Source organism: Rhodanobacter sp. ANJX3 (genome assembly GCF_014200755.1).
In the GTDB taxonomy this organism is placed as follows: Bacteria; Pseudomonadota; Gammaproteobacteria; order Xanthomonadales; family Rhodanobacteraceae; genus Rhodanobacter.
On record NZ_JACHCM010000002.1, the window covers coordinates 369,744 to 388,081 of the forward strand.

Annotated in this window: 14 protein-coding genes; 6 read left to right on the forward strand and 8 right to left on the reverse strand. The window is 61.6% G+C overall.

Annotated elements, in window-relative coordinates:
• Positions 1-34 precede the first annotated feature (34 nt).
• The 5 genes from HDE76_RS06415 to HDE76_RS06435 form a co-directional block, all read right to left on the reverse strand.
• Positions 35-517 carry a hypothetical protein gene (locus tag HDE76_RS06415; protein WP_179479994.1) on the reverse strand — a complete coding sequence of 161 codons (483 nt, stop codon included), beginning with the start codon at positions 515-517 and terminating at the stop codon, positions 35-37.
• A gap of 84 nt (positions 518-601) precedes the next feature.
• Positions 602-1,093: a hypothetical protein gene (locus tag HDE76_RS06420; protein ID WP_184506113.1), complete on the reverse strand. Its 492-nt coding sequence runs from the start codon at positions 1,091-1,093 to the stop codon at positions 602-604.
• Positions 1,094-1,838: 745 nt separating this feature from the next.
• Entirely contained in the window at positions 1,839-2,594 is a 756-nt protein-coding gene (locus tag HDE76_RS06425) for a TetR/AcrR family transcriptional regulator (RefSeq protein ID WP_255457783.1), read from the reverse strand.
• A 564-nt stretch (positions 2,595-3,158) separates the two neighbouring features.
• Positions 3,159-4,016, reverse strand: a complete 858-nt coding sequence (locus HDE76_RS06430) for a PA4780 family RIO1-like protein kinase (RefSeq protein WP_179479989.1) — start codon at positions 4,014-4,016, stop codon at positions 3,159-3,161.
• Between the two features lie 87 nt (positions 4,017-4,103).
• Positions 4,104-5,114, reverse strand: coding sequence for an LLM class flavin-dependent oxidoreductase (locus HDE76_RS06435; protein ID WP_184506115.1), 1,011 nt, complete (start codon positions 5,112-5,114; stop codon positions 4,104-4,106).
• Positions 5,115-5,257: 143 nt separating this feature from the next.
• On the opposite strand from HDE76_RS06435, the gene HDE76_RS06440 reads away from it, so the two are divergent.
• Positions 5,258-5,980, forward strand: a complete 723-nt coding sequence (locus HDE76_RS06440; protein WP_179479985.1) for an rRNA pseudouridine synthase — start codon at positions 5,258-5,260, stop codon at positions 5,978-5,980.
• Between the two features lie 327 nt (positions 5,981-6,307).
• On the opposite strand, the gene HDE76_RS06450 is transcribed toward HDE76_RS06440, so the two are convergent.
• The gene (locus HDE76_RS06450; RefSeq protein WP_184506117.1) at positions 6,308-6,817 is read right to left on the reverse strand and encodes a DUF1993 domain-containing protein; all 510 of its coding nucleotides are present in this window, start codon (positions 6,815-6,817) and stop codon (positions 6,308-6,310) included.
• 71 nt (positions 6,818-6,888) lie between these two features.
• Positions 6,889-7,056 (reverse strand): oxidoreductase-like domain-containing protein, encoded by a 168-nt coding sequence (locus HDE76_RS06455; protein ID WP_343205670.1) that lies wholly within the window; start codon positions 7,054-7,056, stop codon positions 6,889-6,891.
• Positions 7,057-7,256: 200 nt separating this feature from the next.
• Between HDE76_RS06455 and HDE76_RS06460 the strand changes: the two genes are divergently transcribed.
• Entirely contained in the window at positions 7,257-8,402 is a 1,146-nt protein-coding gene (locus HDE76_RS06460; RefSeq protein ID WP_255481456.1) for a glycoside hydrolase family 18 protein, read from the forward strand.
• 9 nt (positions 8,403-8,411) lie between these two features.
• Here the strand turns inward: HDE76_RS06460 and HDE76_RS06465 are convergent, their stop codons facing one another.
• Positions 8,412-9,185: a class I SAM-dependent methyltransferase gene (locus tag HDE76_RS06465; RefSeq protein WP_179479977.1), complete on the reverse strand. Its 774-nt coding sequence runs from the start codon at positions 9,183-9,185 to the stop codon at positions 8,412-8,414.
• A 181-nt stretch (positions 9,186-9,366) separates the two neighbouring features.
• On the opposite strand from HDE76_RS06465, the gene HDE76_RS06470 reads away from it, so the two are divergent.
• From HDE76_RS06470 to HDE76_RS06485, 4 genes are all read left to right on the forward strand, one after another.
• Positions 9,367-10,758 carry a hypothetical protein gene (locus HDE76_RS06470; protein WP_184506123.1) on the forward strand — a complete coding sequence of 464 codons (1,392 nt, stop codon included), beginning with the start codon at positions 9,367-9,369 and terminating at the stop codon, positions 10,756-10,758.
• 70 nt (positions 10,759-10,828) lie between these two features.
• Positions 10,829-13,141, forward strand: coding sequence for a transferrin receptor-like dimerization domain-containing protein (locus HDE76_RS06475; protein ID WP_184506125.1), 2,313 nt, complete (start codon positions 10,829-10,831; stop codon positions 13,139-13,141).
• A 203-nt stretch (positions 13,142-13,344) separates the two neighbouring features.
• A complete protein-coding gene (locus HDE76_RS06480) occupies positions 13,345-15,348 on the forward strand; it encodes a prolyl oligopeptidase family serine peptidase (RefSeq protein ID WP_184506127.1) in 2,004 nt (667 codons plus the stop codon).
• Positions 15,349-15,517: 169 nt separating this feature from the next.
• Positions 15,518-18,268 (forward strand): M14 family zinc carboxypeptidase, encoded by a 2,751-nt coding sequence (locus tag HDE76_RS06485; RefSeq protein ID WP_184506129.1) that lies wholly within the window; start codon positions 15,518-15,520, stop codon positions 18,266-18,268.
• Positions 18,269-18,338 lie beyond the last annotated feature (70 nt).

Below are 18,338 nucleotides of genomic sequence, written 5' to 3' on the forward strand. Positions count from 1 at the left end.
TCTGCATGCCTTGCACTCTCAGACGCTCAAGGCATCAGTTGGGAGTTATCACCTGGAATGCAGGCGATACGGCGAGCACGCCGCTGGCGGTGCAGCCGGAGCCCACATTGCCGCTGATCGTGATGCTGCTGGCGGCGCTGTTGATCGCCGCGCTTACATTGCCGGCGCAAGTCGTCAGTGGCGTCCTGATGCTGACGTTCTGAATGGTTGCCGCGGTGGTCGAGTTGTAAGTCACCTGCCAGGGCAAGCCTTGCGCAGTCAGCGAGGCGCAAATGGGATTGCTGCCGGTAAAGACGGCCTGCGTCACCGTCGTGTTATTGGCCACGTTGGCACCGCTCACCAGCGTAAAAGTCGAGGTACAGGCGACGGTTATGCCGCCCGCCGTCAGGCTGGTCGCTCCCGAAGCGCTGAACGTCGTATTCAGAGGAACGCCATGAGCAGCGAACGCTGGCGCAGCGCCCATCGAGCCCACGGCCAACATGCATGCCAACAACAGCGATTTGGATTGCACTTTCATGTTGTATCTCCAGTTGATAGGCGATGCCTTGCGGCATCGGTTGAGATGTCACGGCACCGCCCGGTGCCGGACAGCGGCAACGGCTTAAAACGATTCCCTGCGTATCCGGCCACCCCACGACTCGTTTTTCGGCGATGGTCGCCGGCGCCGGTTGCCCGGCGGCACATCGGGCGCATCGATCGCAAGCGCGGCCGCACTCGCCTGCTCTACGACCTGCCGCACAAGGCTGACTCGTTCGGTGGCACCCAACGTGGCAGTTAGCGTCAGACTGATCAGCGCGTCCGGGCGCGCCAGCAGTACGGCTGCATCGGCGGCCTCGCCTGCGCCGATGGCGGCGATCCATGCATCCATGCCTTCGCCAGCCAGAAGGCAGCAAAAGCTTCCCTGGCATGACCGCAGACGTTCGCGATTGAGAGAGTCCAGCCGCGCAGCCAACATCTCTTCGATCAATAGTGCGTTGCCGGCGAAGTGATGGTTGATGGCGACCGGGTTGGGATTCGCGCCTGGGGCGATCTGGTGCAGCGACCTCGCCTCGTATCCGTGCTGGATGAATCGCGATTCGGCCGCACGCGGCACGCACAAGCGCTTTCGCGTATCAGCTCCGCTGACCCCGATGTCTTTCCTATTGACGAACATGCGCCCCATGCCTCCATGGCCAGATGCAACACAAACGCTGGTTCAGCTCACTGACTTACCCCACCGCCCAACATCGGTTTCAGATCGATTTCAGGTCGACCTTTCTCGGTGTTTTTCGGCACCCCGAAATTCAATGAGTGCATTGAAATCATTATTTCAATGCACCATTTGAAATGGAGGTTTTACAATGAGCCCGGCACAGGCACGGGTCAATCTGCAACGCACCATGTGCCCGCGCAGGCTTGTGGCAGGTGTCGCCGAGTACTGGCGATGAACGTGCGGGCTTGAGTTTTCAGCGGCATGAGCATCGACGCTCCGGATGGCGGGAGCGCCTGCCAACCGGCTTCCAGGGACATCGTTTGCTGCACCGCAGCCATCTCCTGCCGCCCCGGCTATGGCGCAGGAGCCGTAATGCATGTCCATCGACGGCAAGGAGATCGACGAGCGGTCTGATGGACTTGCGCTCGCCAGCGAAAACCGCCGAATCAAGAGGGACCGCGATCCGTATGGAAAACTCCTGTTCGAACGGCACCGTCTTGCCGGGCCACTTGTCGCGCCGTCTTCAGAAGGGTTTCATGGCATCGCGGCAGCAAAGTCGCCCGTCTTCGGCTGCCTCTGCGCGCATCGCGCCGAACCTGGCGGGACCGGCAAGCCGTGCATGAAGCGCGACACCATGGACGCGAGGCTAAGAAGCTTTTCGTTTGATCGAGCGCCTGCCCGGTACGGAAACGGCTGCCTTTGCGGCGTCATCGGTGGCCTGCGCGGCGACATGGGCGAGTTTCTCGACCTGCTCCACGGCGCGCACCTGCTTCGGCGTACCCAGCGGATCGGTAAGCATGGGCTGCACCAGTGCGATCAAGCGCGCCAGCAGCACGGTTTCATCGATCGACTTCCCCATGCTCAATGCGGCAATCAGTTCATCGACGCGCTGGCCTGCTAGCAGGCCAGCCAGGCCTTGCAGACTGAAGCGCAAGCGCATGCTGAGTTCGCTGCGCGACATGTCGGGCAAGGCTCGCGAAAACGCCTCGAAGAAACGTTCGAAGATCGGTCGGTAGTGTTCTTCCAGATAATCGCGGATAAACGGCGAGGAGTCGCTATAGACGCGCCCCAGCAGGCTGATGAAAGCCGGACTACCGGCCGGCGGGCGACTGAGCCGCAACGCCGGCACGAACAGCACGCTAAGTACTTCGGTAGCGTCCAGCGGCCGCCGGCCACGACGCTGCTCGCAGCATGAAAGCAACTGCAGCCGTTCGGAGTTCAAGCGGTCCAGACGCATGGAAAGCACCTCACGCATCAACAGCTCTTTGCCGCCGAAATGATAGTTCACGGCAGCCGCATTCGCCTTCGCGCGACGGGTAACATCCTGCAGCAGCATGGCTTCGTAACCATGCTCGATAAATGACGCTTCGGCTGCGTGCAACAGCCGATCTCGCGTATTCATCTGGCGCATGCTTGGTTCTTGGCTGTCTACGGACATATAGCTTCAGGTCTCTGCGACGAAATAGATAGGATTCGGCAAGATACCCAATGGATGCCCCACCGCTCATTCGATGTCCGTTCTCGAACGAGCTTGCCTGCTCGGGTTACCCTTGGAATGGTTCAATAGGCGGCAGTAACGGTAAAACGATAAAGGGCGTGGCGTCGATAGTCGACTGCCATGCAAATCGACAAGACGATCTCTACGGCATGCCATGCCGCGCGTTGTTTCGGCGGCAGGCAAATCATGGCACGTTTTTTCAGCCCGAAGCCTAGCCGCTTTCAAGTGACGGTCATTCTGGCCGGACCGATCGGAGCAAGCCGGCAAGCACCGACGGTTGCCCATCTGCGTGCTGCGTTCCGGTGCGGATCTGTCGGCGGATTGCGTATAGGCGCGAACGCTTTTCCTCGGCAGGCAGCAGCTGCCGGGGGCGCGCACAACCGACTCGGCTCGCAACGCCACCGCGAGACATTCGGCTCCGATCGATCCAGGCCGTCGCGACCAAGTTACCCGCCGGCAGGCGCAGCCTCAATCCGCCTGCGCCGCCTCGTCCCTGCCCTGCTGGCGAATGATCGCCTCCTCGCGCGCATCGATGATCGACTGCATCACGCTGTCGACGTCAGCGATGGTTTCGTCGAATTCGAAGTGGCCGGTGAGCTCGGTGTCGGGGTGCAGTTCACCGAGCTCGAACAGCGCCCACATTTCTTCGGCGTAGTAGCTGTCCAGCAGCTCGGGTGCGAAGCGTGACAGGCTGATGGTGATGTTGCCGACGTCGCGGCGAAGCATGGTGCGCGCGGCGTTGTTGCCGGAGGCGCTGACGACCTGCGGCAGGTCGATGATGACCGGACCTTCCGGCCCGACCAGCACGTTGTATTCGGAAAGGTCGCCGTGGATCAGGCCCACGCACAGCATTCGCGCCACCTGCTGCATCAGAAAGCGGTGGTAGTCGCGCGCGGTGTCTGCCGACAGCTCCACTTCGCCCAGGCGCGGCGCGGAATAGCCTTCCGCATCGGTGACCAGCTCCATCACCAGCACGCCGTTGAAATAGCCGTACGGTTTGGGCACGCGCACGCCGGCGGCGGTGAGCGCGTAGAGCGCGTCGACCTCGGCGTTTTTCCAGGCCGCCTCGGCCTCCTTGCGGCCGAACTTGGTGGCCTTGCCCATGGCGCGGGCCTGGCGGCTGCCGCGCACCTTGCGGCCTTCCTGATACTGCACGCGGGCCTGGAAGCTGCGCTGCGCCATGTCCTTGTAGACCTTGGCACAGCGGACGTCGTCGCCCGAGCGCACCACATAGACGGAAGCTTCTTTGCCGCTCTTCAGCGGTCGCAGTACCTGGTCGATAACGCCTTCGTCGATCAGATCCTGCAGGCCCTTGGGTGTCTTCATGCGTGGAAAAGCTTCGGCAATTCGTGGAATAACCGCGATTATGGCCGATCCGTGGGCCAACTCGGTTATTTCCCACACTTGAGCGCTTTAACTTGCCTGCAGGCTGGCCGCGCCGAGCCGGTCACGCACGCCGGCGGCAATTTCGAACGAGCGTCGCCGCGCCGCGTGCTCGAACACGTTGGCGGTGATCAGCAACTCGTCCGGCTTGTGCCGCTCGATAAAGGCCTCGAGGCCCGCTTCCACCGTATCGGCGTCGCCAATGACCGCGCAGGCCAGCGCGTGATCGACGCCGTGGCGCTCCATCGGCGAGGCATACGACTCGATGTTGTCGATCGGCGGTGGAATAAGACCGGGTTTGCCTCGCCGCAGGTTGATGAAACTCTGCTGCTGGGTGGTGAAAAGCCGGCGCGCTTGCGCATCGCTTTCGGCGGCCACCACGTTGACGCCGAGCATGGCGTAAGGCTGCTGCAGCCGGGCCGACGGGCGGAAGTCGCGGCGATACAGCGCCAGCGCCTCGTCCATCGCGTCGGGGGCGAAATGCGAGGCAAAGGCGAACGGCAGGCCACGGCGCGCCGACAACGTCGCGCTGAACAGGCTGGAACCCAGCAGCCACACCGGCACGTCGAGCCCGGCGCCCGGTACGGCGCGCACCGGCTGGCCCGGCTTCACCGGCTCGAAGTAACCCAGCAGCTCCATCACGTCGTGCGGAAACGCGTCGGCGCTGTCGAAATAGCGGCGCAGCGCCTTGGCGGTGGGCTGATCGGTGCCCGGCGCTCGGCCCAACCCGAGATCGATACGCCCCGGGTACAGCGACGCCAGCGTGCCGAACTGTTCGGCCACCTGCAGCGGAGCATGATTCGGCAGCATGATGCCGCCCGAGCCCACCCGAATTTTCGACGTACCGCCGGCTACATAGCCGATCAGCACGGCCGTGGCGGCGCTGGCAATACCCACCATATTGTGGTGTTCGGCCAGCCAGTAGCGGCGGTAACCCAGTCGTTCGGCGTTCTGCGCCAGGTCCAGCGTGTTGCGGAAAGCCTGCGCCGGGTCGCTGCCTTCGGTGACGGGCGCCAGGTCGAGTATCGAAAAAGGAATCATGGGAGTTCTCGCGGTAGCTATGGACAATGATTTGGGGACGGTTGCCGCGATTGGCAACGGCTTTCGACCCGGCCGCGGGATATCGGGCAGCCACAGCGCCGAACCCCGCCTACAATGGCCGCTCTCTCCTGCACGGCATCTCGATGACTGAACCGGTTCGCCTCGCCAAACGCGTCGTTGCCCTTGCCCAGTGTTCCCGGCGCGAGGCCGAGCAGTACATCGAGGGCGGCTGGGTACGCGTCGATGGCGTAGTGGTGGAAACACCGCAGTTCATGGTCGATACGCAAACGGTCGAACTGGACCCCGGCGCGCAGCTGATCGCCACCGAACCGGCCACTCTGGTGCTGCATAAGCCGGTCGGCTACGACGCCGGTGACGGCCCGAATCCGGCCAGCGCGCTGGTCGTCCCGGAAACGCGATGGGCCGACGATGCCTCCGGCGTGCGCCCGCTGAAGCGTCACCTGCAGCGGCTGAACTCGCCACTCCCGCTGCCGACCGCGGCCACCGGCCTGATGATTTTTACCCAGGATTGGCGAGTGACGCGCAAGCTCACCGAGGACGTCGATCGGGTCGAGCAGGAGTTTGTGGTCGACGTGAGCGGCGAGCTGATCGCCAACGGACTGGCCCTGCTCAACCACGGCCTGCACTTCAACAATTACGCCATGCCGCCGATCAAGGTCAGCTGGCAGAGCGAACAGCGGCTGCGGTTTGCGTTCAAGGTGCTGCAGCCCACCCAGATCGAGCCGATGTGCCACGCGGTCGGGCTGAAGGTGCTGGCGATGAAGCGCTTGCGCGTCGGCCGCATTTCGCTGGCCAAGTTGCCGCCCGGCCAGTGGCGATATCTGGCGCCGCACGAACGTATCTAGCGTAGACTTTCGCACGCTGCAACGACGCTTTCAGACACCGAAACGCGTGCAGCGATGTCAGCAGTGCCGACCGTCCCACCACCACACCGCGGAGAGCAGCATGAGCAAGGGTCTGGATTCGAAAAAGAGCGACAAGAAAAAGCCGGAAAAAACCATGAAGGAAAAGAAGCTGGCCAAGCAGGAAAAGAAGAAGAACGCCAAGTAATCGCGCACGCTTCCTGACGGTGGCTGCATCGGTCCTTCGGTTCAGGCTGCTGCAGTCACCCGGCTTGCACGCATCACGTGCAAGCTCCGATACGAGGTTTCGCTCTTGCTACCGCTTTCGACTCAGTACTCGCCCATGTAATCGCGCTTGCCGATCTCCAGACCGTTGTGGCGCAGGATCGCGTAGGCCGTGGTCACATGGAAGAAAAATTGCGGCAGGCCATAGCTCAGCAGATAGCTCTGCCCGCTGAAATGGCGCTCTTTGGGCGTACCCGGCCGGGTGACGATTTCGCGTACGGCCGCGTCGTCGAACGATGCTGAGCTCAGGCCATCGATAAAACCGATCGTTCTCGCAATCAGGGCATGCAACCCGTCGAACGTCGGCTCGCCCTCTTCCATCTTCGGCACCTCGACACCGGCCAAACGAGCCGAGACGCCACGCGCGAAATCGCAGGCGATCTGCACTTGCTTGGCCAACGGAAACATATCCGGAAACAGCCGCGCCTGGGTCAGCGCCGCCGGCTCGATGCTCCTGGCCACCATATGCTTCTCGGCTTTGGCGAGAATGGCATCGAGCCCGCCGAGCATCTGGCGGAACACGGGGACCGAACTGGTGTGCATGGCGTGCGACATGGGAATTCCTGGAATGCGCGGAAAGAGATCGGCGCAGTGTAGTTCAGTGCTGCCCGCAGCGCTGGCGCCTTCTACGGATGTCCAGCGTGCCGCGCATGCCACGCAGCCAGCGCCACCCGATAACGCTCAAGCGCCTGCTCATAGGTGTCGAACACGCAGGGCACGCAGCCTTCGCCGCAGCAGTCCGCCGCGTCCGGTTCGACCGGGCGCGGCGGCGGCGGATCGGCTGGGTCAGCCACATGACTCGATGGTGGATCATTTTTCTGCATAAGGTGTCACAGCGACCTTTTCTATCGGCGGCGGATCATCGTGCCGGCAATCGGCGTCGGGTTACGCAGCGACTGCACATCGCTATCCAGACCACGTGCGGACAAAGACGCATAGGCAAAGCCGGTAGCGGCTGCGAAGATAGCCGATCGTATCTAGCGGAACGATGCCCATGAAGATCGGCGGCACACCAAAACGCAACCCGATCGGTCCAAGACTGATCGCGACACTGACACTGCTTCTCTCTGGCTGCCACAACCTGCCTGTCTACGCGCTCGGTACCCCTGCGCCGCACTATCGCGTCGTAGGCTACGACGTCGACAAGGCCGGTGTGGATCACGTCGACGTCGGCAAGATCGACACGCTGATCTTTGCCTTCGCCCGGGTCGCGGATGACCGGGTCGTGCTCGATCCGGATGCCTCAACGAAATTGCATCAGCTGACGGGTCTCAAGGCGAAACACCCCGCGCTGAAGGTGGTGCTGTCGGTCGGAGGCTGGGGTGCGGGCGGCTTTTCCGAAGCGGCGAGCACGCCGGCCAACCGCCGTCGCTTCGCCGACAGCGCGACGAAACTGCTCCTCGACAACGATGCCGACGGCCTCGACGTGGACTGGGAATATCCCGGTCATTCCGAATCGGGCATTCATTCGAGCCCGCAGGATCGGACCCACCTCACCTTGCTGCTGCAAAGTATCCGCACTGCACTGGATGCCGCGGGCCAAGGCCACGGACGCCATTACACACTGAGCATGGCCGTCGCCGACGGGCCGTTCGTCGACGGCATCGACATCGCCGCGATAGCGCCGTACCTCGACTGGTTCAATCTGATGACCTACGACGTCGTCAACTCGATGACGCAGACAACCGGACATCACAGCGGCCTGCACGCGTCAGCGCTCGCGCCGGCCGATGCGCGCACCACCGATCGTGCGGTGAAGCAGTTTCTCGCCGCAGGTGTGCCGCCGGGCAAGCTGCTGATCGGCGCAGCCTTCTACGGCCGCGAATTCGATGACGTGAAGCCCGACCATAACGGTCTCTACCAGGCTTACGGTCATTACGGCAGCGAACATCCGTGGCCACAGTTGCAGTCCGACTTCATCAACCGCCGCGGCTTCGTGCGCTACTGGGACGCGCAGGCCCAGGCGCCTTATCTTTGGAACGCCGCGACCCGCCAGTTCATCAGCTATGACGATCCGCAGTCCATCGCCGCCAAGGCTGTCTTCGTGAAAGCGCAGCATCTTGGCGGCATCATGTACTGGGAACAGAGCGAGGATCCGCAGAACGTGCTGCTGGACGCGATCTGGCGCGGCCTGCAGTGACCTACTGGCTTAGTTTGCCGGCTTGCGGAAGCGGTAGATGAACTGATCGGTATGGCCGCGTATCGCCTTGTCGAACACTTTCAGCGTGTGATCGTCCGCCGGATTGCGCAGCGCGTTGCTTTCGCCGTCAAACACAAAACCCGCCGCCTCGATCTGCTGCTTGACGATGGCCGGATCGATCCGGTGCAGCGTATCGGTGTCCTGCATGCCCGAGCCCGCCGGCGCCACGTGATCGATCACCACGAACAGGCCGCCCGGCTTCAGCGCATCGAACACCTGCTTGTCGAGCACGGCGGGATCGACCTTGCCCATGAACTTGTCCGGATAGTCGTGATAATTCTGCGAGGTGAACACGAGGTCGACGGGTGCCGGTGAGCTCAGCTGGTCGGCCGGCTGTTCGAGAACGCTGACGTTGGCATAGTGCGGATCGGCGGCAAACTTTTTCACCGCGGCCAGATCCTCGGCATCTTCCTTGACGTATTCGTTAGGCCAGATCGTATACACGTGCCCGCGTGGGCCGACGATGGCACTGAACACGCGGGTGAAATAGCCGCCGCCCGGAATCAGCTCCAGCACGCTCTGTCCCGGTTGGACATGCGCGAACTCCATGATCGAACTGACTTTACGCCGCGCGTCGTTGGCCTTGTCGGCATCGCGCGCAGGATCGCCCACGGCCTTGGCCACCGTGGCATAGATGGCCCCGGTATGCGCACCGGACATCTGCGCCAGTGCGGCGCCCGGCAGGGCAAGAGCGATCAGGAGGGGGAGAACGGTTGAGCGCATGATTAACTCCGCGGCGGGCAAGGGTCCGCTGATTGTGCGCCCGATTCAGGCAAAACGTGAGGTGACGATTGGCACGGGTAAGCCAGAAATTGGCCGTCCATCAAAAACCTTGCGGCGTCCAGGCGACAGCCGTCTTGCAGACTGGTAAAACTGCAACGTCGGTCGTCACGGGGAAAAGCGAATGAGAGCACTTCATAAAGACAGCTGGCTGGGTAGTGCCCTGCTGTTGGCATGTGTTTCGACCACCGTCCACGCTCAATCGGCGGCTCAGTGGAAATCTCAGCAGTTGGAGGCATCGCGCAAATCCGAGCTGATCATGCACCAAGCGGAAAGCCGCAAGGGCCTGCTCGCCCAGTACCAGGTCATGCGCTACGCGCACGGTAAAAGTACCGACACCGCCTTCCGACTGATTTTCGGTCAGTACCTCAGCTGGTATCAGACGTTCATCGGCGATTATCCGGATGCCTCGGCCAGCTTTTCCATCAAGCAGTCGTCCGCGCCAGGAGATCACGCCTCGCCCCTCGCAGAGGGAGGCTATTCGCCCAGACCAGCTCTGGAAGCCATTCCCGAGCTTGCCAAAAACTATCGCGCGGTCTTCTTCAACGAAGCGCACAACGTGCCTCTGACGCGAACCTTGACCGTGCAGCTGTTGAGCAAGCTACGTCACGAGGGGTTCAACTATTTCGCCGCCGAAACGCTTTATCAGGCCGATACCGGCCTGCAGTCGCGCGGTTATCCCGTCAAGAACAGCGGTTTTTACACTGAGGAGCCTATTTACGCAGAGATGGTTCGCACCGCGCTGAGACTCGGGTTCAAGGTGGTTGCGTACGAAGCTATCTCGGACGCTTCGGGTGATGCTCGCGAAAAGGAACAGGCGGTCAATCTTTACCACGAAGTATTCCAAAAAGACCCCCATGCTAGGCTCGTACTCGATGCCGGGTATGCGCACATCCAGTCTTCCGGCAGCGTCCTCGGTGGCTCATCGATGGCTGAACACCTTCATGAGCTATCGGGCATCGCCCCGTTGACCGTCGAGCAGACCGTGATGTTTCCGCATCAGGTCAGCCAGGACAATCATCCCTATTACGACATGGTCATCCAGCATGATCACCCCACCGTACCGACTGTCTTTGTAAACAACGAAGGCAAGCCATGGACGCTGCGCGACGGCTACGACATAAGCGTCTTCTTTCCTGCGCAACGGTTCGAATCAGGCCGACCGACGTGGGTAAGCCTTGGCGGATTACGTAAACCTTTTCCGGTGAGCGGAAATCGATGCATGCACGATTATCCATGCATGGTGGAAGCGCATTACGTGGATGAGGGACCGGATGCCATCGCTGCCGATATTCTGGTGCTGGACCCCATACCACTTAATGCCAAGCAGGATGATCGTATTCTTTTTAATAAGAGCGAGCCTAGCGGCATGCTCTACCTGCGGCCAGGAAAGTACCGACTGACTTACACCAATCAGAAAAACGTCGTATTGCTGGAGCAGCAAATCGATATTCCCGCCGACGCCCCCGTAGCGCTTCCTGCGGCGGCCAGCAGCACCGGACAAGCAGATACCTGACACACGATAAATTCGGACCAGCTAGTTTGAACCACCTGACGTTTGATTATAACCACTGAAGGATCCATGCATGACACGATTGATGATTCGACCCTTGCTGGCGATCGCTTGCGCCTTATCCACCTGGGGCGCTTGCGCCGCAAACGACGATATCAATCAGCACAGCACGGACATGCTCGGCTTCAGCTCGGGCAACGCCGCCAAACAGCAAGGCCTCGAACAACGCTTCGACGCGCAGCTCGACCCCGCCGACCAGCGCATCTGGCTCAAGCAGATGTCGTCGCAGCCGAATCAGGTGGGTTCGCCGCATGACAAGGCGAACGCCGAATTCATGTTGGCGAAGTTTCGCGAGTGGGGCTGGGATGCGCATATAGAAACTTTCGATGTGCTCTACCCAACGCCAAAGAAAGTCGCGCTCGAATTGCTCGGGCCGCAGCCCTTCACCGCGGCGTTGAAGGAACCGGCTATTGCCGGTGACGCCACCTCGAACATCCAGGATGGCGCACTGCCGCCCTACAACGTCTACGGTGCCGATGGCGACGTCACCGCCGAACTGGTCTATGCCAACTACGGCATGCCGGACGATTACAAGGACCTGGCCCGTCGCGGCATCGACGTACGCGGCAAGATCGTTCTCACGCGCTATGGCGGCGGCTGGCGCGGGCTGAAACCGAAGCTGGCACAGCAGCACGGTGCTATCGGTTGCCTAATCTATTCCGATCCGCACGACGACGGTTATGCCAAGGGCGACGTCTATCCCAAGGGCGGCTGGCGTCCCGCCGACGGCGTGCAGCGCGGTTCGGTGGCCGACATGCAGGTGTATCCCGGCGACCCGCTGACGCCCGGCATTGGCTCGGTACCCGGTGCCAAACGACTGGCGATCAAGGACGCCACCTCGCTGCTGAAGATTCCCGTGCTGCCAATCTCCTACGCCGACGCCACGCCGCTGCTGCAGTCGCTGAGCGGGCCGGTGGCGCCGGCCAACTGGCGCGGCTCGTTGCCGATCACGTATCACGTCGGCCCGAGCACGGCCAAGGTGCATATGACGGTCGAATCGAATTGGGGCCAGAAGCCGGTCTACGACGTCATAGCGAAAATAAGGGGCAGCACGGCGCCGGATCAGTGGATCGTGCGTGGCAACCACCACGATGGCTGGGTGTTCGGCGCCTGGGATCCGCTGGCCGGCAACGTCGCGCTGATGGCCGAGGCCAAGGCGATCGGCGCGCTGGTCAAACAGGGCTGGCGTCCGCAGCGCACGCTGGTCTATGCCAGCTGGGACGGCGAGGAGCCGGGCTTGCTGGGTTCCACCGAATGGGCCGAGACGCATGCGAAAGAGCTGCAGGCCAAGGCTGTGACGTACGTCAACTCCGATACCAACGGGCGCGGCTTTCTCGGCGCCGGCGGCAGCCATTCGCTGCAGCATCTGGTCAATCAGGTTGCCGACGGCGTGACCGACCCGGAGACGAAGGTCAGCGTGCGCGAGCGCCTGCGGGCGCACATGCTGATCGCCGGCAATGACGACGATGCCAAACCCGAAGCGAAGGACATCGCGAAAATCGCCGCCCAAGGCGGCGACGTGCCGCTGGCCGCACTGGGCTCGGGCTCCGACTTCAGCGCTTTCCTGGAGCATCTGGGCATTGCTTCGCTCGATCTCGGCTTTGGTGACGAGGACGACAACGCGGGCATCTATCACTCCCAGTACGACTCATTCGATCACTACGTCCGTTTCGGCGATCCCACCTTCGAATACGGCGTTGCGCTCTCCAAGGTGGTTGGCCACATCGTGCTGCGCAGTGCCGATGCCGACGTGGTGCCGATGCGCTTCGGCGATTTCAGCACCACGCTGAATCAGTACGTGGACGAGCTGCACAAGCTTGTCGAGAACACACGCAAAGCCACCGAACAACAGCACAAACTGCTCGATGCCCATGCGTTCACTCTAGATGCCGATCCCACCCGGCCGGTTGCACCGCCAGAGCGCGACTCCGACGTACCGACAATCGATCTCGCCCCCTTGGATCAGGCCGCAAAACAGCTGACGCAAAGCGCACAGGCTTTCGAAGCGGCTTACGGAAAACGGGCGGCAGCAGGCTTCGACCTACCGCCAAAACAAGCGCTCGAACTCAGTACTCACATGGCCCGCATGGAGCAGATGCTGACCGATCCGCACGGCCTGCCGACCCGACCGTGGTTCAAGCACATGATCTACGCGCCCGGCATGTTGACCGGCTACGGCGTCAAAACCTTGCCCGGCGTACGCGAAGCGCTGGAGGCACGACGCTGGGACGAGGCCAACCAATACGCCGCGATTACCGCCAAGGTCATCGACGGTTACCGGCAGCAGCTTGATCAACTTACTGATTTACTCAATTCCCAAAAATAGTCCAAGCGTTTTGCCGTTGGATAGAAGGGCGTCCGACACGGGCGCCCTTCTGCTTGATGAGCCAGGAAAACACTTCAAATCGATGGCACCCTCGGCATTCGACGCCAGGGGACTCCCACTTCGTGTCGTTCGCTGCTATAACGCGGCAGTGATTCGACCGTGGGAGAGCGGACGAGCACTCTACTGACATAGGGAGCAAGACGATGAACTGGAAGCGCAGAATCATTGCGTTGGTATTACTCGTATCTGTAACCACCTTGCACGCACAGTCCGTTTCTTTCGCAGATCTCGCGCGCCACATCGAATACGAGAACGTCAAGATATCGCCCGACGGCGAATACCTTGCCGCAACAGCAGTGGTAAAGGGGAAGACGGCTCTTGCCCTTATCCATATAAGCGACAAAAAGGGCATCATCGTGCAACCCCGCGAAGGGGACGACGTGATCGATTTTTGGTGGGCGGCCTCGAAACGCGTCATTTATACCGTCGGCACGCGATTCGGCGCACTGGATTCGCCGCTGGCGACGGGCGAGTTGTTCGGGGTCAATGCGGACGGTGGCAATCCGCAGCTGCTGTACGGCTTTCGCGGCGGCATGAGCACCGGATCGCATATTCAGCACGCGTCGTCGGAACGAGGCAGCGCTCAGTTCATCCATACAATTAACGATGACCCCAACCACGTGCTGGTAAGTGTCAGCTTGTGGGACGCCGCGGGCCGAGAAGGTAGCTTGCCGATCGCTTACCGAATGGATGTACGCGATGGCACGATGACGAAAATCATCAGCGCGCCAGCACGTAACATGGAGTTCGTCGCCGATCACAAAGGTCACATCCGCTTTGCTTATGGCGATGACGTTTACGGGAACATGCAGGTGTATCAGCATCCACTTGACGCTGAGGGTTGGCAGCTGATGCCCAAGCCAAGCGCGGAACGTTCAAGGCCTCTGACATTTAATCAAGACGACAGTGTCGTCTACTTCAACTGCGTCGAGGAGAATGTCGGGTTTGCCGTCTGCAGCTGGGACACCGCCAAACAGACCTGGCAGGTTTTATGGACCAATCCCAAAGTAGAACCGAGGGGCTTGGTCTACGGACCGGCCGATGATGATGTCATCGGCGTCAGTTTTCAGGATGGACGGGCGGGTGCAGCCTTCTTCAATGGGGACAATACGGACGCCAAAGCGCTGATCATGCTGATGAAACAGTTTCCCGGCGAAAGCGTGCGTATCGTTTCCGGTTCCAGCGATGGTCACCTGAGCGTCGTGCTAGTCGAAGCCGACGCCGATCCAGGCTCGTTTTATCTCTATGACCGCACTGCAAAGAAACTCACCCAGCTTCTGGCGCGACAACCCTGGATCCATCCCGAGCAGATGGCGACCAAACAACCTTTCGATGTGACCGCGCGCGATGGAATGAAACTCGAGGGATACATCAGCTATCCGCCGGGCCACGAAGATGGCAAACATCTGCCGATGGTGGTGTTCGTTCATGGTGGCCCTTACGGTATCCGCGACGATTGGGACTACGACCCTTACGTACAGATGATGGCCACGCACGGCTACGCCGTACTGCAAGTCAACTATCGCGGCTCGGGCGGTCATGGCTACGGCTTCATGCAGGCCGGCTGGGGCGAATGGGGTGGCAAGATGCAGGACGATGTGACCGATGCCACGCACTGGGCGATCGATCAGGGCATCGCTGATTCGCGGCGCATCTGTATCTTCGGCGGCAGCTACGGCGGTTATGCCGCGCTTGAGGGCGCGGTGAAAGAACCTGACTTGTATAAATGCGCAATTGGCTACGTCGGTGTATACGATTTGAAACTGATGTACAGCCGTGGAGATATTCCGCAATCGACATTTGGCAGTAACTATCTAAAAAGGGTGTTGGGCGAAGATACGGAAGTTCTGGCGCAGCATTCACCAATCAATCAACTCGATCGCCTCAAGGCCAAAGTCATGCTCGTGGTCGGCGGCGAAGACAGGCGCGTGCCCTCCGTCCAGGGGAGCAATCTGCATATGGCGCTGGCCAAGCGTGGGATCGCGCACGAGTGGATGGACAAACCCGAGGAAATGCATGGGTTTTACAGCGAGGCCAACGTCAGCGAGCTTTTCACTCGCGTCGTGCAGTTTCTAGGCGCGAACTTGGGGCCCGGCGTTAGCGTCACAAATGCGGCCAATGCGAACACGGCAGCGGTATCACATTAAGATTTTTTGATCTGGGCCGCCGCCCGGTTGACGACGACGGCCAAGACGCCATCCTGCCGCAGGAGCCGCGTTCGACGCCAATAAACACCCAACTCATGGGCTACACCCATTCCCCTGCGTTCTGGCAAAGTGTGTCGATAGAGCACGGCGCCAAATCAGGGGAATTAGCATGCGCGTATCCATTCGGCTTTCGTTGACTGCGCTGTTGGCGCTGGGCATGGGCGCCGCGACGGCGGCCAACGACCCGGCCGATGCGCGGGCATATGCACGTGATCCCGGCCAGCCGATCGATCAGGCGTATACCGACCAGATCCTGAAGTTCACCACCGATCCGTCGTTCAACTCGCCGCTGACCGACTATTTGCCGGCATCCGCGACCGTGCCGACGCCACAAAAGGTGCTCGGCCATATCGCTGGTGCGCCGAACTATCTGCCCTACTCGGCCGACGTCTATCGTTACTTTCGTGCACTGGCGGCCGCCAGCCCGCGGGTGAAGGTATTCACCATCGGCAAGACCGAAGAAGGCCGCGAGATGATCGCGGTAGCGATCGCCGACGAAAGCGTGCTGGCCGATCTGGACGCCAACAAGGCACGGCTGGCCAAGCTGGCCGACCCGCGCAGCATCGGCATGAACGACGAAACGGCCGACCAGCTGGTCGCGCAGTCCACGCCGGTCTACTACATCACCGGCACCATCCATTCGACCGAGACCGGCGCGCCCACGGCGCTGATGGAGCTGGCGTATCGCCTGGCAGTGGACGACTCGCCGTACATCAAGCACATCCGCTCGCATGTCATCACGCTGATCACGCCGGTGGTCGAAGTCGACGGCCGCGATCGCATGGTGGATCTGTACAACTGGCACCTGGCGCACCCAGGGCAGAACTATTCGCCGCTGATGTACTGGGGCCACTACGTGGCGCACGACAACAACCGCGACGCGATGGGCATGACGCTGAACCTCACGCGCAACGTCGCCGACACCTATATCGGCTGGCACGCGCAGGTGCTGCACGATCTGCACGAGTCGGTGCCGTTCCTCTACGACAACACCGTCGGCGACGGCCCCTACAACGCCTGGATCGATCCCATCCTCACCGGCGAGTGGCAGCAGCTGGGCTGGAACAATGTGCAGGAGCTGACCAAGCTCGGCATGCCCGGCGTGTTCACCCACGGTGACTTCGATACCTGGAGCCCGGGCTATCTGATGTTCATCGCCGCCATGCACAACGGCGTCAGCCGCCTGTACGAAACCTTCGGCAACGACGGCGCTGACACGGTCAAGCGCACGCTTAGCCCGAAAGAATACGCGCGCACCTGGTACCGGCCGAACCCACCGTTACCCGAGGTCATGTGGTCACAGCGCGACAACAACAACTACGAGCAGACCGGCCTGCTTACTGCACTGAATTATTTCTCCGACAACGGCCCGCTGTTCCTGAAAAATTTCTACCTCAAGGGCAAGCGCTCGATCGAGAAGCCGCAGGAAGCCGGCCCGGCGGCATACGTTTTCCCCGCCGACGAAACGCGCACCGGTTCACAGGCCCAGCTGCTGCACGTGATGCAGCTGCAGCACGTGGAGTTGAGCCGGACCACGTCGCCTGTCACGGTGACGCTGCCCAAGCAGGGCGACGATCCGAAGGCCAAGGCCACGTCGAAAACCTTTGCCGCCGGCAGCTACGTGGTGCGCATGGATCAGCCCTATTCGCGCATCGCTGACGCCCTGCTCGACCGCCAGTACTGGTCGCCGAAAGACCCGCAGCAGCATCCCTACGACGACACCGCCTGGTCGATGGGCGACCTGTTCAACGTGCAGGTCGTGCGCGTGACCGACAACGCCATCCTCAAGGCGCCGATGAGCGCCGTCAGCGACACCATTACGCCACCGCAAGGCCTGGCCGCGATCGACGTGCCCGCTTCCAAACTGCCGCGCATCGCGCTGATGCACACCTGGCTCGATACGCAGACCGAGGGCTGGTGGCGCATGGCACTGGACAAGCTGCACGTGCCGTATACCTATATCAGCACCCAAGACGTGGCGCGCGGCGGCGACCTGCATGCCAAGTACGACGTGATCCTGTTCGGCCCGATCGGCGGCGTGAGCGCGCAGCAAATCGTCGACGGCCTGCCGATGTGGGGCAATCCGATGCCGTGGAAAACCACCAAGCTCACGCCGAACCTCGGCAAGATCGATTCCACCGACGACATCCGTCCCGGGCTAAGTGCCAAGGGTCTGGAAAACCTGAAGCAGTTCGTGCGCGAAGGCGGCCTCCTGGTCACCGCCGAAGACACTGCCAAGTTCGCCATCGACAGCGGCCTGGCGCCAGGCGTGTTTGTCACCCCGACGCACAACCTCAAGGTCGTCGGCAGCGTGCTGCAAGGCACGTTTGTCGATCGCAAGAATCCGATCGCCAGCGGCTACGCCAGCGATGACCTGGCCCTGTACAGCTCGGTCGGCCAGTCGTTCACCGTCTCCAACCAGGTCACCGGCGACGACGGCCTGCCGAACGCGAAGGACTTCCAGCGCCCCACCGGCCGCGGCGGCCCGCACGACACCGATACGCCGGAAGGACGCGCCTCGGTCGCTCCGCCCACATTGCCCGATCCCAAGCCGTGGCAGCCGACGCCGCTCAATGCCGAGCAGCTGCGCAACAACCCGCTCGCGATTCCCGCCGACCAGCAGCCCAAGGTGATCGTGCGTTACGCCGATGCCGACAAGTTGCTGATCGCAGGCCTGCTCGACGGCGGCGATGAAATGGCCGAGCGCGCCGCCGTGGTCGACGCCCACTACGGCAAGGGCAACGTGCTGCTATTCGCCGGCAACCCGATCTGGCGCGGCGAAACCATCGGCAGCTACGGCCTGGTCTTCAACGCCATCACCCACTTCAATCAATTGGACGGCCAGACGGCCAAACCTTGATCGAATAGCTAGCTGGCGTACAGTCATCCGACTGGACGACGAACAACGGCATCCATTAGCGCTTTGGATG